A 14,864-nucleotide genomic window follows, 5' to 3' on the forward strand; every position below is an offset into this window, starting at 1 on the left:
CGTCGTGCCGCAGAACGGCACAGTGCTACGAGCGGGTCCACTTCTGGTTGGTGCCGCCGTGGCAGGTCCAGATGTGCACCCTGGAGCCGTTGGCGGTTCCGTACCCGACCACGTCCAGGCATTTGCCGGCCCCGACTGCGGTGATGGAGCCGTCGGAGTTCAGCCGCCACTTCTGGTTGTTCTGGCCGTTGCAGTCCCAGATGCTCACCGCGGTGCCGTCCGCGGTGCCCGCGCCGGACACGTCCAGGCACTTGCCGCCGTAGACCCGCAGCTCACTGGAACCGGTGGAGGTCCACTGCTGGTTGGACCGCCCGTTGCAGTCCCAGATCTGGATGACCGCGCCGTTGGACTGCGAGGCGCCGCTCACGTCCAGGCAACGTCCCGATGCGACGCCCTTCAGGGCGCCGCTCGTGCCGGTCGACGGAGACGGGGACGGGGAGGACGAGGGCGAGGGGGAGGGGGAGGGCGACGGGGAAGGCGAGGGGGTGCCGCCGCCGTCCAGGCCGAGGAAGGTGATGGCGTAGGCGAGCTGGCCGCTCATCGGGAGCTGGTGGCCGATGCCGCTGATGCTGATCCCCTCCACCGTGGCCTGGGCCGAGGTGGCGCCGTACCTGGTCCGGGTCCAGTTCGACTGGGGCTGGTCGGTGTACGCCGGGGTCTGGCTCAGCCCGTGCAGGTTCGTCCACTGCTTGATCTCTTCACCGAAGTTGTTGTAGTGGAGCGTCGTGTCCGTGGTGCCGTGCCACAGCTGCATCCGAGGCCGGCGGCCGCTGTATCCCGAGTACATCGCCCGGGCCTGGTCACCCCACTGCTGCGCCGTCTTGATCAGCTGCCCGCCCGAGCACTGGCTGTTCCACAGCGACCCGTTCGTGGTCGCGAAACACCCCGCGGGGACCCCCGAGAACGCCGAGGCGGCGGAGAACACGTCCGGATACTGGGCGGCCAGGACGTTGGCCATCATCGCTCCCGAGGAGAACCCGCTGACCACGATCCGCGCCGGATCGATGTTGTGGCGCTGTCGCGCCCAGGCGACCATCGCCATGACACCGGTGGAGTCGCCGCCGCCGTCGCGCCGCAGCGCGTTGGAGGTGGACACGTCGAAGCATTTTTCGGTACGGGTGACCTCCGGCACCACGATGACGTATCCGTACCTGTCGGCCGCGGTCACGTAGTCGCGCCCGTTGCCGTTGAAGATGGCGCCCGCCGACCCACCGCAGTAGTGGGTCAGCACCAGCAGCGCCGGCTGGGCCGCGACCCGGTCCGGCACGTAGATGTACATGTTGAGGTTTGTGGGGTTGGTCCCGAAATTCGTCACCTGGGTCAGGGCCGCGGCGGAGGCCGACGGTAATCCGATGAGGGTTCCTGCGGAGGTCAGGCACAGGACGAGGGCCGCCAGCACCGCTCTGCTCATGCGTCTCACTAGTCTTCCTTCCGGCCGCGACAGTTCGGCGGGGGCGCGCTGTCTCCTGTCGGTGACGACCTCAGGCTAGGAGCCGCTTTTCCGCTGTCAACGAGGCGTGGTTCCGCGTCCGTGCCGGGTGGCGATGATCATGCGCGGTCGACGAGGCGATGGTTCGGCGTTTCGACAGGCAGACGGGGAGAGCTCGCCGGCGCGGGTCTCGCGGCCAGGCGCCGCTGGCAGGCACGGCCCTCATGCGCAGGGGTGAAAGTTTCATACTCATCGGGAGTCTGGAGTGACCTGGTCGGGCTGGCTCAGCTTCCGGTACTGCGGTTTCAGCTCTGGACGCGGGTGCGAGGGCCGGTGGATAAGCCTGCTTATGAGGCCGACGGGTCACCTCGCCGTCGGCAGCACGCTGATCAGCTCGTACAGGGCGTGGGCGGCGGCGATGCCGGTGAGTTCGGCGTGGTCGTAGGCGGGGCTGACCTCGACCAGGTCGGCTCCCACCACGTGCAGGCCGTCGAGCCCGCGCAGGACCTCCAGCAGTTCGCGGCTGCTGATGCCGCCTGCCTCGGGCGTGCCGGTTCCGGGCGCGTACGCGGGGTCCAGGACGTCGATGTCGAGCGAGACGTAGACCGGCCGGTCCCGCAGCCGGGTCCGGACGCGCTCGATGATCTCGTCCAGGGACCGCCGGGCGAAGTCCCGGGCGTGTACGGCGGCGAAGCCCAGCCGCTCGCTTTCGTCCAGGTCCAGGCGCGAGTACAGCGGGCCGCGCAGGCCCACGTGCATCGAGTGCGCGTGGTCGATCAGCCCTTCCTCCGCGGCCCGCCGGAAGGGGGTGCCGTGAGTGTACGGCGAGCCGAAGTAGGTGTCCCAGGTGTCGAGGTGGGCGTCGAAGTGCAGGACGGCGATCGGCCCGTACCGCTCGTGGTGGACGCGCAGCAGCGGCAGGGCGATCGTGTGGTCCCCGCCGAGGGTGATCAGGTTGCGGCCGGTGCCGGCGAGTTCGTCGGCGGCCCGCTGGATCGTCGCGAGCGCGCTGCCGATGTCGAAGGGGTTGACCCCGACGTCTCCGGCGTCGGCCACGAGCCGGGTGGCGAACGGCGCGGTGTCGAGCGCCGGGTTGTAGGGGCGCAGCAGCCGCGACGACTGCCGGATGTGCCCGGGGCCGAACCGCGCCCCGGGCCGGTAGCTGACCCCGGTGTCGAAGGGGACGCCCCAGATGACGGTGTCGGCGCCGGGCTGGTCCTGCAGCCGCGGCAGCCGGGCGAAGGTGTTCTCGCCCGCGTAGCGCGGGACGACCGTCGCGTCGACGGGGCCGCCCGGTGCGGAACGGGGCTGGGCGAGCGCGGAGGTGTCCGGAGTCACGCGGTCCCGCCCAGCCGGTCCAGGACGGTGCGGGTGACGTGCTCGACGAACCAGTCGCGGTGGATCAGGCCCGCCACCCATTCGGAGGTGCCGGAGTTGAAAACGGTCCCGTCGCCCCGGGTGAAGGTGGCCATCATGGCCGAGCCGTAGGTCGGCCGCCTGCTGCCGTCCTCCCGCTCGACCCACTGGGAGTCGCGGTACTCCTCGATCGCCGCCGATCCGGGGTCGCCGAGCGGCACCGTGCCGCCGAAGTGGTCTTCCTCGTAGCGGACGGCGGGTCCCATCGCGATGATCTCCAGGTTGCCGGGGGCGCCGTCCGCTCCGGTGGCGAAGGGCAGGCCGTCCTGGACGACATGGGCGCAGCCGTCGACCTCGAAGGTGGCGATCCGGGCGGGGTGCCCGCCGAGGAGGTCGCCGTAGTAGAGGTCGGTGCCGGCCAGCGTCCAGTGCTCGGGCCGGTAGACCTGCAGGCCGCCGTGCCCGCGCGGGGCCGAGGCGCCGTAGCCGGCGTACACCCCGGCGAATCCGGTCAGGCCCATGGTGGCCGCGCCGGGGCGGCCGATGAGGGGGTGGTCCCAGTTCAGGGTGACCAGGTGCCGGTCGGCGGTGCCGAAGATCGGGTCGTCTTCCGGTACGTACTTGTGGCAGACCTGGGTGGCGCCCTCCATGCGGACCTGCCAGGCGAAGTTGGCGCCGAACCGGGCGACGTTGCCGCCTCGGCCGACCAGCTTGTCGATCGCGTCGCGCATCTTCCACGACCAGTATTCGTCGTGGCCGACCAGGATCGCGCACTGGTAGCCGTCGAGGGCGGCGGGGTCGCGGTCCAGGTCGTTCTGGGTGAGGTAGTCCAGGTCGTAGCCCTGCTGCTCGGCCCAGACGGCGAAGGGCCGCTCGTAGGTGGCCCAGAACGCGTCGGCGTGGTGACGGCCGTAGTCGCGCAGCCGCGCCCACTCGTACACCGGATAGCGCGGTTCCCAGAACGGCGGCACGTGCTCCTCGTACCGGTTGCGCGGGGCCCCCGGCGGCTTGCGCAGGAACCCGCGCGACAGCGGGCGGTGCATCGAGAGCCGGGGCGAGAAGACGTCCACGGCCGGGTCGTCGCCGAGGCCTCGGTAGGCGTTGGCGCCGCCCCAGTCGTTGTAGGAGATCAGCGTGCTGGTGCTCAGGACGAGCGCGTACGGGGTGCGCCGGCCGGGGTCGGCGGAGCGGACCACGAAGAAGTGCTCGTTCTCGATGACCTTGCCGTCCAGTTCGGCTCGGATGACCAGCAGGTACATCGCCGACGGCCAATCGCCCGGGATCGTGATGCGGGCGGTGACCGGCCAGCCGCACCCCTCGGCGTAGGCGTCCTGCGGCGTGTCCGGCGTGGTGCCCGGCAGGTCGGTATGCGTGTGCACGACTTCGGGGTGCGCGCCGTCGCGGATCACGGTGAGGGAGTAGCGGTCGGCCGTGGTGTACGCGGAGACCGCCACGGTCTCGCCCGGGTGGTAGGAGAAGCGGTCGGTGTAGCACCAGGCCTCCAGCCCCTCGCCGGTCGGTCGCGGGGACGGCCAGCCGTCGGGCGACCAGGCGTTGCGCGGGGTGGGGTAGGTTCCGCTCATTCTGCACTCTCCGGGATTCCGACGAAGATCTTCTCGGTGGCTTCGAGGGTGTGCCACCAGCCGTCGAACCCGGCCGGGACCAGGAACGACTCCCCGGCCCCGAACTCGCGCCGGCCGCCTTGGGTGTCCTCGATCGCCACCCGTCCGCGCAGCAGGACGCAGACCTCGTGATACGGCCAGTGCGGGATGCGCACCGAGCCGGGGGTGCCCTCCCAGGCTCCGGCCAGCGCGCCGGGGACCTCCAGGTGGGCCCGGTGCTCGACCTCGCGCCAGCCGGGGGAGACCTCGGCGTAGTCGGTCGGGGGCGGGACCACGGTCACGCCGTCCCTCTTGGAGATCGTCTGGACGTCGAGAACTGTCATAGCGGACGTGCCTCCTCAGCCGCGGACAGTGCCGGGCCGTCCATGCGCGGCGTGGCCGCGACCAGCGATCGGGTGTACTCGTGTTGTGGATTGCGCAGCACGTCGTCGGGCAGGCCGCGTTCGACGATCTCGCCGCGGTGCATGACCGCGAGTTCGTCGGCGACGTAGCGCGTCACGGCCAGGTCGTGCGAGATGAAGAGCATGGTCAGGTCGAGCCGGGAGCCGAGGTCGCGCAGGGTGTTGAGCACGGCCGCCTGGACGGAGACGTCCAGGGCGGAGACCGCCTCGTCGGCGATGAGCACCTCGGGTTCGACGGCGAGCGCGCGGGCGATGCCCACCCGCTGCCGCTGTCCGCCGGACAGGCCGCGCGGGCGGGCGTCCAGGACGTTCGCGCCCAGGCCGACCAGCTCCAGCAGTTCGACGGCGCGGTCCGTGGCTGCGCGCCGGTCGGGGGCCCGGCGGTGCACCAGCAGCAGTTCGGTCAGGGTCCGCCGGACGGTGTGCATCGGGTTCAGCGCCGAGCCGGGGTCCTGGAAGACCATCTGGATCCGGGTGGCGTCGGCCCGGCCGCGCGGCGTGGGCAGCACCGCGCCGCCGAGGCGGACGGTGCCCGAGGCGGGCACAGCGAGCCCCGCGATGACCCGTGCCAGGCTCGACTTGCCGCATCCCGACTGTCCGACCAGGCCCAGGGTCCGGCCACGCGGAATGGCCAGGCTGACGTGATCCACGGCAGACGGCCCGGACCGGTAGTTCACCACGATGTCGTCCACCTGAAGCAGCGGTGCGGCGCTCATACGATCAGGGCCTTTCTGTCCAGCGGCGGCCCGCCGAGGTCCGCCACCCGCAGGCAGGCGCTCCTGGACGGCGAGCCGAGGACCGGGGCCAGGGCGTGCTCCAGTCCGGCGCAGGCGGGCAGGGCGTGCGCGCACCGGGGGGCGAACCGGCAGCCCTCCGGCCGCTCTCCCGCCCCGGGCTGACCGCCGGGGATGGCCGCGAGCGGCCGGTCCCTGGGGGTGTCCGGCGTCGGCATGGAGCGCAGCAGGCCCGCGCTGTACGGGTGGGTCGGCCGGGTGAAGACGTCGTCGACCCGGCCCGTCTCGACCACCTGACCGGCGTACATCACCGCGACGCGGTCGCACAGCCGCCGGACGACCCCCAGGTCGTGGGTGACGAACACGATCGCCAGCCCGCGCTCGACGCGGATGCGGTGCAGCAGCCGCAGGATCTGGTCCTGGACGGCGACGTCCAGCGCGGTGGTCGGCTCGTCGCACAGCAGCACCGACGGCTCGGTGGCCAGCGCCATCGCGATCATGACGCGCTGCCGGAGCCCGCCGGAGAGCTGGTGCGGCCACATCCGGGCCTGCGCCTTCGGGTCGGGCATGCCGACCTCGGCGAGCAGGTCCAGCGCGCGGCTGCGGGCGGTACCGCGGCTCCAGCCGTATCGGGCGCGTGGCCCGGCGGTGACCAGGTCGCCGACCCGCATGGTGGGGTTGAGCGCGGTCATCGGCTCCTGGAAGATCATGCCGATGCCCCGGCCGCGCGCCTCGGCGAAGCGGTAGGGCCGCAGCACGCCGTCGCGCTCCAGCTCAAGGGTGCCGCCGGCCTGGCGTACACCCTCGGGCAGCAGGCCGGTCACGGCGCGCAGGGTCAGGCTCTTGCCCGAACCCGACTCGCCGACCAGGCCGAACGCCTCGCCGTGGGAGACCTCGAAGCCGACGTGGGACACCGGCCGCAGCGGAGCCTCGGCCGAGCCGGTCTCCAGGACGAGGTCGCTGATCCGCAACAGGGTGGTCATCGCTGCAGCCTCCGCTCAAGGCCGCCGGCGATGAGCCGTACGGCGACGCCGACGAGGATGATCGCCAGTCCGGGCATCACCGACACCCACCACTGGTTGCGCAGGAAGGGCTGTCCTTCGGCGATCATCTGCCCCCACTCGATCCCCGGCGCCTGGATGCCCAGGCCGAGGTAGGACAGCGCCGCGAGATAGCTCAGCGCGAGCACGATGTCGGAGGCCGCGTAGACCACGGCCTGCGGCAGGGCGTTGGGCAGGACGTGCCGCAGCAGGACCCGGGTGTGCCCGAGCCCGGCGGCCTGGGCCGCCCGCACGTAGTCGAGTTCCCGCAGCCGCAGCACCACCCCGCGGACGAGCCGGGCGTAGGTGACCCACGCGCCCACCGCGGCCCCCACCAGGAACGAGCCACCGCCCGGCCCGAGCAGGAAGACCAGGACGATCAGCAGGATGTAGGACGGGAACGCCTGGATCAGGTCGGCCAGCCGCATGACCGCGGTGCCGAGCCAGCCCCGGGCATACCCGGCGAGGGCGCCGAGCACGATCCCGATCAAGGCCGGTATGACGGCGCCGAGCAGGGCCAGCGGGAGGTCGGTGCCGGCCGCGACCAGGACCCGGGCGAAGACGTCGCGGCCGAGCTGGTCGGTGCCGAACCAATGCTCGGCGGTGGGCGGGCGGAACCGGGCGGTCAGGTCGGTGAGTGCGGGATCGTGGCCGGTCAGCGGGCCGGCGGCGAAGCTCGCGGCCAGCAGGAGAGCCAGCAGCACCGCGCCGGTCAGCAGCGGTGCGGAACCGGAGCCGCGCCGGACCCGGCGGCGCCCGGGAACCTGGACGAGGGCGACCATCACACCTCCACGCGCGGGTCGAGGAGGGCGACCAAGACGTCGCCGACCAGGTTGACCGCCACGACGGCCAGGGAGAAGACGAGGGTCAGGCCCTGGATGACGTTGAAGTCACGGTTCTGCGCCGCCTGGGTCAGGCTCAGCCCGAGCCCCGGCAGCCCGAAGGTGGACTCCACGACGACGGCGCCCGACAGCAGCAGGGTCGTGAGGGCGGCCAGCAGCGAGACCGGCGGCACGGCGGCGTTGCGCAGCACGAACCTGCGGGTCAGCGTCCACCCCCGCACCCCGGCGGCCTGCGCGGCGGCGTGGTATTCCGAACGCCGTGCCTCCACGATGCCGCTGCGCAGGCTCGCCATCAGCACCGGCGCGACCGAGACGCTGAGGGCGAGAGCCGGTAGCACCGCGGCGCGCAGCACCGTGGCGGGGGTGTCGCCCCAGCCACCGATCGGGAACGCTCCAGTCGGCAGCGCCACGCCGGCCAGCAGGACGATCCCCAGCCAGAAGGTCGGGACGCCGACGCCGAAGGCGGCCACCACGTTGATCAGCCGGTCGGCCAGGCCGTCGGGACGACGGGCGGCGAGCAGGGCCGTCGCGCCGGCGATGAGAACGGTGAAGACCGTGCTGACGGCCAGCAGCACCAGCGTCACCGGCGTGCCCGACGCGATCAGCGTGCTGACCTTCGTCGAGCCCGTCGCGGTGGTGCCGAGATCGCCGGTCACGACCCGGCCGAGGTAGTGGACGAACTGGAGCCACACCGGCTGGTCGAGGCCCAGATGGACCCGGATCGCCTCCAGCGTCGCGGCGCTCGCCCGGGGCCCGGCCACCTGCAGGGCAGGGTCGCCGGGGACCACCTTGAGCATGGCGAAGACGAGGAGAAGCAGCACCAGGGTCAGCGGGATCGCCTGCAGCAACCGCTTGCCGACGAACCGGAACCGCCCGCGGCCGGTCATCGCATCACGACCCGGTCCGGATCCGGATCCGGATCGCGGCGGCGTCGTAGGACAGGAACGGCGTGGCGGTGAAGCCCTCGACGTAGTCGGCGACCGCGAACGCCGTCGACATGTTGACCAGGCCGATCACCGTGGACTGCGCCCGGGCGTCGTCCTGGATGGCCCGCACGGCCGCGTCCTTGACGGCGTCGTCGGTGGAGGAGGTGCCGACGGTGAACTTGTCCTTCATCAGCGCGGTGTCGGCGCCGGTCCAGGGGTACCAGGCGGTCAGGACGAAGCTGATCGGGTCGAACACCGTGGGCGAGATCGCCGAGGGGTCGCTGATGAGCATGTCGAAGTCGCCGCTGCTGCCCTGGGAATAGACCGTGGCGCTGTCGCTGGGCTTGAGCGTGACCTCGACGCCGATCTGGGCGAGCTGGTCGCGGATCAGCTGGACCATGGTCTTGACCGTCGAACTGCTGCCCTCGAAGCCGAGGGTGAGCGTGACCGGCTTCTGGTCGGCGCGCTGAGCCATGAGCGCCTTGGCGGCGGCCAGGTCATAGGTGTACGGCTCGGTGGGCGGCACCGAGTTGGGCACGTTGATCGGCAGGATGCCCTCGGCCGGCACCACGTAGCCCTGCTGCACGCTGGCCAGCGCGTTACGGTCGATCGCGGCGGAGATGGCCTTGCGCAGGTTGACGTCGGCCAGCGCCGGGCGCTTGCTGTTGAGCATGAGGTCCCTGGCCTGGCTCGGCTTCGGGATGCGCGCCTGCTCGGTGGTGAGCTGGTTGCCCTCGTCGGCGGTGAGCCCCTCGATCAGGTCGAGCTGGCCGCCCTGGAAGGCCAGCATCTGCTGGGAGGCGTCGGCGGAGGTCTTGACGACCACCGTGTCGATGGACGGCTGGCCCTTGGCGGCGTCGTAGTAGTGGGGGTTCTTCTTCAGCGTGATGGTTTCGGAGGGGCCGGGGTTCTGCCAGGAGGCGAACGTGAACGGGCCCGCGCCGATCGGCTTGGCGAAGAACTGCTCGGGTGTCATCCCGGCGTAGCGGTCGGGGTAGACCGTCGAGGTGCACCAGGTCAGCAGCGCGGGCAGGAAGGTGTCGGCGCGGGTGAGGTGGACCACGACGGTGTGCGCGTCGGTGGCCTCGGCGCTCTTGATCATGTCGTAGTAGGCGCCGCTGGTCTTGCCGTCGCGCCACTGCTCGAAGGAGAAGGCGACGTCGGCGCCGGTGACGGGGGAGCCGTTGCTGAAGCCGGCGTCCTCGCGCAGGTGGAAGGTGTAGGTGCGGGCGGTGGCGTCGTAGTCGTAGGAGGCGGCGATGCCGGGCTGCACGCCCGAGCCGTCCGGCTTGTTGGTGAGTAGGTTGCCGTAGATCATCGGCATCGTCGAGATCGACCCCGCGCCGTAGCAGGAGTCCCCGGACATGCCGTCGACGGCGACGGTCCGGCCGATGACGAGATCGTTGCTCGCCTTGACGGCTCCGGTGCCGGAGCCGCCGGTACCGGTGCCGGTTCCTGAGCCGCAGCCGGCGACCAGCGCGACGGCGGCTATGGCGGCGGCCGGCTTGGTCCATTTGTTCATCGCAGCCTCCAAGACATGCGCGGCCTCGTACGGAGGAGACCCCGGGCTGACTTCCGGCGCCAAGCTATCGACCGATAGGCTAAGGACACAAGACTTTGGGTGTTAGGCAAATATTAATTTCGGATGTCCTAAAAACCCTGGTTAAGCTACCTGACGTCACACCCCCCGGAGGACCGCCATGATGCGCACATGACCCGAGGCGGCGGAGCCACCAGAGACCGGATCCTCGTGGAGGCGTCGCGGCTGTTCGCCGAGCGCGGCTACCACGGCACGTCCACCCGCGACATCGCCGACAAGGTCGGGATGCGCCAGCCCTCGATCTACAGCCATTTCGCGACCAAGCACCTCATCCTGGCCGCGCTGCTCGACGCCGACCTCGTCCCCGCGCGGGCACGCGTCCGCGCCGCCCTGGACCTGCCCGGCCCGGTGGCCGCCCGGCTGCACGCCTACCTGCAGGTGGACGTCGCCGCGATCCTGTCGCTGCCCTACGACGTGCGCGGGCTCTACAACGACGACGTGCTGCGCGCCCCCGAGCTGGCCGAACAGGCCCAGCGGCGGGCGGAGATCCACGACCTGACCCGCGAACTCATCGAAACGGGCATCGGCGGCGGCGAACTCGTCCCCTTTGACACCGGTTTCGTCCAGCACGCGATCACCGGCCTCCTGCTGGAGGTGGTCCGGGAGCGCGGCGCCGCCCCTTCCGGCACGCCCGCCGCCCGCGCCCTGGACGTGGCCGACTTCGTCCTGCGCGCCGTCCTTCTCGACGCCCGGCTGCTCGACGACGTCCGGGCGCGGGCCGCCACCCTGGTCCCCGGCATCAGCACCATGGCGGTCCCCCGCCCGGTGGGCTGATCACTTCGGCCCGCGGGCGACGCGCCTCAGGTGTCGCGCGAGCGGAACACGGCGAAGGCCGCCACCAGCAGCACCACGGTGAACGCGGCCATCACCCCCAGCCCCGTCCACGGCTCCACCCGCCCGGGATCCTGGACGGTGGTCGTGATCTGAAGGCCTGCCGAGATGGGCCAGTACGTCGTCACCCACGCCCCCACCGCGTCCGGCAGCAGCCGGGGCCCGATGACGGGGATGATGAAGTTCACCGCCACCAGCACGGTCGTGGCCGCCATGGTGGCCCGCAGCAGGATCCCCAGCGCCACCCCGACCAGCCCGACCAGCGCCCAGATCAGCCCCATCCCGACGACCGCCCGCAGCACCCCCGGGTCGGCGAACGAGGCGGCCGGCGCGCCTCCGGCGGCGATCACCGTCTGCCCCAGCGTGTAGGCCCCGAAGCTGGACACCCATCCCATGGCCAGCGCGATCAGCCCGTACGTGGCCACCTTGGCCGCGAAGAGACGGCCGCGCCGCGGCACCACGGTGGTGCTGGTCCGGATCAGGCCGGTCGCGTACTCGTGGGTCACCACCAGCACGCCCAGCGCACCGACGGTGATCTGGGCGAACAGGAATCCGCCGTACATGCTGATGTAGGTGGCGTCGAACAGCGCGTGTCCCGCCCGGTAGTTCTCCGCGGCCCCGTTGGCGGTGAGGGCGCCCGCGCCGACCATGAGCGCCACGGCCGACAGCAAAGTGGGGACGTTGGCCGGGATCGTGCGGAACTTGGTCCACTCCGAGCGGACCGTGTCCGCGAAGGCCGCGCTCATGCCGCGCTGGTCTGGAACTCGACGCTGTCGCGGGTCAGATCCATGTACGCCTGCTCCAAAGAGCGTTGAGGTGTCAGTTCCGTCAGGACGACTCCGGCGTCCAGGGCGGCCCGGCCGATCTCCCTCGCCTCCATGCCGGTGACGATGAGGGCCCCGTCGACGCCCGCGGTGACGGTGGCGCCCGCCTCCGCCAGGCGCGCGGTGAGGGGCCCCGGTTCGTCGGCGCGGACCAGGACGTTCTGGCCCTGCCGGACGAACTCGGTGACGCCGACGTCGGCGATCAGCCGGCCCCTGCCGATGACGATGAGATGGTCGGCCGTCTGGGCCATCTCACTCATGAGATGACTGGAGACCAGGACCGTGCGGCCCTCGGCGGCCAGGCCGCGCATCAGTTCGCGGATCCATTTGATGCCCTCGGGATCCAGGCCGTTGACCGGCTCGTCGAACAACAGCACCTTCGGGTCTCCGAGCAACGCCACCGCGATGCCGAGCCGCTGGCCCATGCCCAGGGAGAAGCCGCCGGCCCGGTCGCGGGCCACCGACTCCAGACCGACCAGGCTCAGGACCTCGTCCACCCGCGGGGCGGAGATGCCGTTGGTCTGGGCGATGCACAGCAGGTGGTTGCGCGCCGTGCGACGGGGATGCACCGCGCGGGCGTCCAGCAGCGCGCCCACCTCGCGCATCGGGCGGGACAGGCCGGCGTAACCCCGGCCGTCGACCGTCACGCTGCCCGAGTCCGGGCGGTCCAGCCCGAGGATGGCCCGCATGGTCGTCGACTTGCCCGCGCCGTTGGGCCCGAGGAAGCCGGTGACCTGGCCGGGCCGGACGGTGAACGTCAGTCCGTCCACCGCGGTCCTGCGGCCGTAGCGCTTGGTCAAGCCGGTGATCTCAATCATTTTCCAGTCCCGTTGAGACGGAGGATGGAGCCGGACACATCGGAATCGCCTTCGCGCGAGTCCAGTCAAGATCTTCGGACCGGGAGTTGTCCACACGACGGCCTGAACTTCCGGTGACGGTGAGAGTTTCATCGGTCACCTGGGCTTCCTCCGGCGGACCGCACGGATTCCGGCCCGGCCGACTTCCCAGGTGGACCATCTGGGAATGAGACTGAAGCTTGCTCTGATCGCTGGAGTTCTGCTCGCGATCGGTACGACTCCTCCGGCCCACGCGGCCGACACCACTCCGCCGACCCGCCCCAGCGGAGTGACGTCCTGCCCACCGCCCGGCATGCAGGGCGGGCTCGTCGGCATCTGCTGGCAACCGTCGAGTGACTACGGCGGTTCGGTGGCGGGGTACGACGTCTACCAGCTCACGGCCACCGGCTTCGTCAAGGCCGCCTCGCCCACCAGCAGCCCGACCGTGATCACCGGGCTGGTCAGGGGACGGGCCTACTCCTTCTACCTGGTCGCCCGGGACCTGTCCGGGAACGTGAGCGGGCCCTCGCCGTTCATCACGCTCGTCGCGACGACCGGGCTGGCGCCCACCCCCACCCCCACCCCGACGCTTTCCGGCGACACGGAACCGCCGAGCCGGCCGCAGAACCTGCGCGACCAGTGTGTCTTCGACTTCCCCGGCACCGCCTTCTGCTGGGACCGGTCGACCGACAACGTGGCGGTGACCGGCTATGACGTCTACCGCGAGGCGGCGGCCGGTGGCTGGATCAAGGTCGGCAGCACGGGAGCGCTGAACACGTTCTTCGTCGAGACCGGCATGGTGACGGGGCAGAGCTACACGTATACGGTGGTGGCCAAGGACGCGGCGGGCAACGTGAGCGCGCCCGCGACCCCGGCGTCGATCCTGGCGCGGCCGGGCCTGCCCACCCCGACTCCCACGCCGACTCCCACGCCCAGCCCCACACCGACGGCGGGCGACTGCGAGGTCTCCTACAACGACGTGGCCTGGAACACCGGCATGTCCGCCTGGCTGAGCATCAAGAACACCGGCACGTCGCCGATCGCCGGATGGCGCCTCGAATTCGACTTCCCCGACGCCGGCCAGCGCTACACCACCGGCCACAGCGCCACGTTCTCGCAGTCGGGAGCGCACCTGACGGCGGTCAACCTGCCGTGGAACGCGCAGATCGGGGCGGGCTCGACGGTGTCGCTGGGCTTCAACGGGACCCACACCGGCCAGAACCCGAAGCCGACGGCGTTCACCGTCAACGGACTGAGGTGCACGATCAAGGCCTGACCCGCACCCGGGCTGTCCGCATGACAGTGGCGGGCTCGGCCGTTCGCCGAGCCCGCCACGTGGGGCCCTGATCACTTGGCGGGGCCGTGCTCACCCTGCGCCTTCGCCGTGCGGGTCAGGAATCCTGGAGCGGAACTTCGTCAAGCCGTCATCGCTGGAGCGTCAGCAGGCCGGGGCGGTAGGGCAACAGGCCGTAGTCGACGCCGTTGGAGCTGGGGCTGCGCCCCTGGTAGAGCAGCTGCAGGTTGCAGGGGTCGACGGTCATGGTCTGGTCGGCGTTGGTGCGCAGGAGCTCACCGTGGCTGATGTCGTTGGTCCAGGTCGCGCCGCTGTTGGCCTTGCCGGCGAAGGGGTTGCTCTCGCTGGTGGCCTGCGGGGTCCACGAGCCGCCCAGGCTGGTGGCGGTGAAGGACCGGAAGTAGCGGCCCTGCGAACCGATCGCCTCGACGATCATGAGCCAGCGGTTCTGGTTGGCCAGCTTGTAGACCTGGACGGCCTCGAACAGGTTGTTGGTCGAGTCGGTCATGATCGTGGTGTAGTTCGAGCCGAAGCTGCCGGGGAAGTTGCCGATCGGCATGCTGGCCCGGTAGATGCGGCCGTTGTCACCGGCGAAGAACAGGTACATGTTCTGGTCGTCGCCGATGACCGCCTGGTCGATGGGGCCGGTGCCGGAGTTGGAGATGCTGCCCGAGAACAGCGTCTGTGCGGCTGACCAGCCGTTGGGGTTGGTGGGGTTGGTGGAGGTCCGGTAGGAGAAGGCGGGGCCGCCCCACTGGTAGGCCAGCACCCAGATGCTGCGGGGTGCGAAGTAGAACAGCGACGGGGCGACGGTGCCCGAGTTCATCGCGTTCTGGCTTGCCGAGCCCATCTGCGAGTAGTTGCTGAACAGGCCGAAGTTCATCGATCCCCAGCTCGACCCGAAGTCGTGGGTGGTGGCGTAGACGAGCTGCTGGCCGTTGTAGGGGGCGACGGTGAAGTCCTTCAGTGAGACCCAGCCCGACCTCGGCTGCGCGAGCGCGCCGGTCGACGTCCACCGATAAGTCGAGGGCAGGTTGCACGTCGGCGTCGGCGACGGCGTGGGACTGGGTGTCGGCGTGGGAGTCGGCGTTGGGGTCGGGGTGGGTGTCGGAGTCGGGGTGGGTGTCGG

Annotated in this window: 14 protein-coding genes; 2 read left to right on the forward strand and 12 right to left on the reverse strand. The window is 71.0% G+C overall.

The features are described 5' to 3' along the window. Nucleotides 1-25: 25 nt before the first annotated feature. The 9 genes from AW272_RS20370 to AW272_RS20410 all read right to left on the reverse strand — a co-directional run bounded on the left by AW272_RS20370 (nt 26) and on the right by AW272_RS20410 (nt 9,872). Complete coding sequence (locus AW272_RS20370) at nt 26-1,411, reverse strand: extracellular catalytic domain type 1 short-chain-length polyhydroxyalkanoate depolymerase (protein ID WP_066367451.1); 1,386 nt, start codon at nt 1,409-1,411, stop codon at nt 26-28. Between the two features lie 381 nt (nt 1,412-1,792). Continuing rightward, nucleotides 1,793-2,767 (reverse strand): agmatinase, encoded by a 975-nt coding sequence (gene speB, locus AW272_RS20375; RefSeq protein WP_066367453.1) that lies wholly within the window; start codon nt 2,765-2,767, stop codon nt 1,793-1,795. Beyond that, complete coding sequence (locus AW272_RS20380) at nt 2,764-4,368, reverse strand: N,N-dimethylformamidase beta subunit family domain-containing protein (RefSeq protein WP_066367455.1); 1,605 nt, start codon at nt 4,366-4,368, stop codon at nt 2,764-2,766. Before AW272_RS20380 ends, speB begins: the two co-directional genes overlap by 4 nt. Continuing rightward, nucleotides 4,365-4,730 carry a cupin domain-containing protein gene (locus AW272_RS20385; protein ID WP_066367457.1) on the reverse strand — a complete coding sequence of 122 codons (366 nt, stop codon included), beginning with the start codon at nt 4,728-4,730 and terminating at the stop codon, nt 4,365-4,367. Before AW272_RS20385 ends, AW272_RS20380 begins: the two co-directional genes overlap by 4 nt. Then, on the reverse strand, nt 4,727-5,524 hold the full coding sequence (locus tag AW272_RS20390) for an ABC transporter ATP-binding protein (RefSeq protein WP_083958497.1): 798 nt from the start codon (nt 5,522-5,524) through the stop codon (nt 4,727-4,729). The genes AW272_RS20385 and AW272_RS20390 overlap by 4 nt, the downstream gene beginning before the upstream one ends. Beyond that, the gene (locus AW272_RS20395) at nt 5,521-6,525 is read right to left on the reverse strand and encodes an ABC transporter ATP-binding protein (RefSeq protein ID WP_066367460.1); all 1,005 of its coding nucleotides are present in this window, start codon (nt 6,523-6,525) and stop codon (nt 5,521-5,523) included. Before AW272_RS20395 ends, AW272_RS20390 begins: the two co-directional genes overlap by 4 nt. Continuing rightward, on the reverse strand, nt 6,522-7,364 hold the full coding sequence (locus AW272_RS20400; RefSeq protein WP_066367462.1) for an ABC transporter permease: 843 nt from the start codon (nt 7,362-7,364) through the stop codon (nt 6,522-6,524). Before AW272_RS20400 ends, AW272_RS20395 begins: the two co-directional genes overlap by 4 nt. Beyond that, nucleotides 7,364-8,311, reverse strand: coding sequence for an ABC transporter permease (locus tag AW272_RS20405; protein WP_066367464.1), 948 nt, complete (start codon nt 8,309-8,311; stop codon nt 7,364-7,366). Before AW272_RS20405 ends, AW272_RS20400 begins: the two co-directional genes overlap by 1 nt. Before the next feature lie 4 nt (nt 8,312-8,315). Then, nucleotides 8,316-9,872 (reverse strand): ABC transporter substrate-binding protein, encoded by a 1,557-nt coding sequence (locus AW272_RS20410; RefSeq protein WP_066367465.1) that lies wholly within the window; start codon nt 9,870-9,872, stop codon nt 8,316-8,318. Nucleotides 9,873-10,061: 189 nt separating this feature from the next. On the opposite strand from AW272_RS20410, the gene AW272_RS20415 reads away from it, so the two are divergent. Further along, nucleotides 10,062-10,724 (forward strand): TetR/AcrR family transcriptional regulator, encoded by a 663-nt coding sequence (locus AW272_RS20415; RefSeq protein ID WP_066367466.1) that lies wholly within the window; start codon nt 10,062-10,064, stop codon nt 10,722-10,724. 26 nt (nt 10,725-10,750) lie between these two features. Here the strand turns inward: AW272_RS20415 and AW272_RS20420 are convergent, their stop codons facing one another. Both AW272_RS20420 and AW272_RS20425 read right to left on the reverse strand, forming a co-directional pair. After that, on the reverse strand, nt 10,751-11,527 hold the full coding sequence (locus AW272_RS20420; RefSeq protein ID WP_066367468.1) for an ABC transporter permease: 777 nt from the start codon (nt 11,525-11,527) through the stop codon (nt 10,751-10,753). Then, nucleotides 11,524-12,423 (reverse strand): ABC transporter ATP-binding protein, encoded by a 900-nt coding sequence (locus AW272_RS20425; RefSeq protein ID WP_066367471.1) that lies wholly within the window; start codon nt 12,421-12,423, stop codon nt 11,524-11,526. The genes AW272_RS20420 and AW272_RS20425 overlap by 4 nt, the downstream gene beginning before the upstream one ends. Nucleotides 12,424-12,628: 205 nt before the next feature. On the opposite strand from AW272_RS20425, the gene AW272_RS20430 reads away from it, so the two are divergent. Next, nucleotides 12,629-13,717 (forward strand): cellulose binding domain-containing protein, encoded by a 1,089-nt coding sequence (locus AW272_RS20430; protein WP_083958498.1) that lies wholly within the window; start codon nt 12,629-12,631, stop codon nt 13,715-13,717. Between the two features lie 148 nt (nt 13,718-13,865). Here AW272_RS20430 and AW272_RS20435 read toward each other — a convergent pair. After that, on the reverse strand, nt 13,866-14,864 hold a 999-nt coding region (locus AW272_RS20435), incomplete at its 5' end, for a non-reducing end alpha-L-arabinofuranosidase family hydrolase (protein ID WP_275527303.1).

It is taken from the genome of Herbidospora mongoliensis (assembly GCF_001570545.1).
Taxonomy (GTDB): Bacteria; Actinomycetota; Actinomycetes; order Streptosporangiales; family Streptosporangiaceae; genus Herbidospora; species Herbidospora mongoliensis.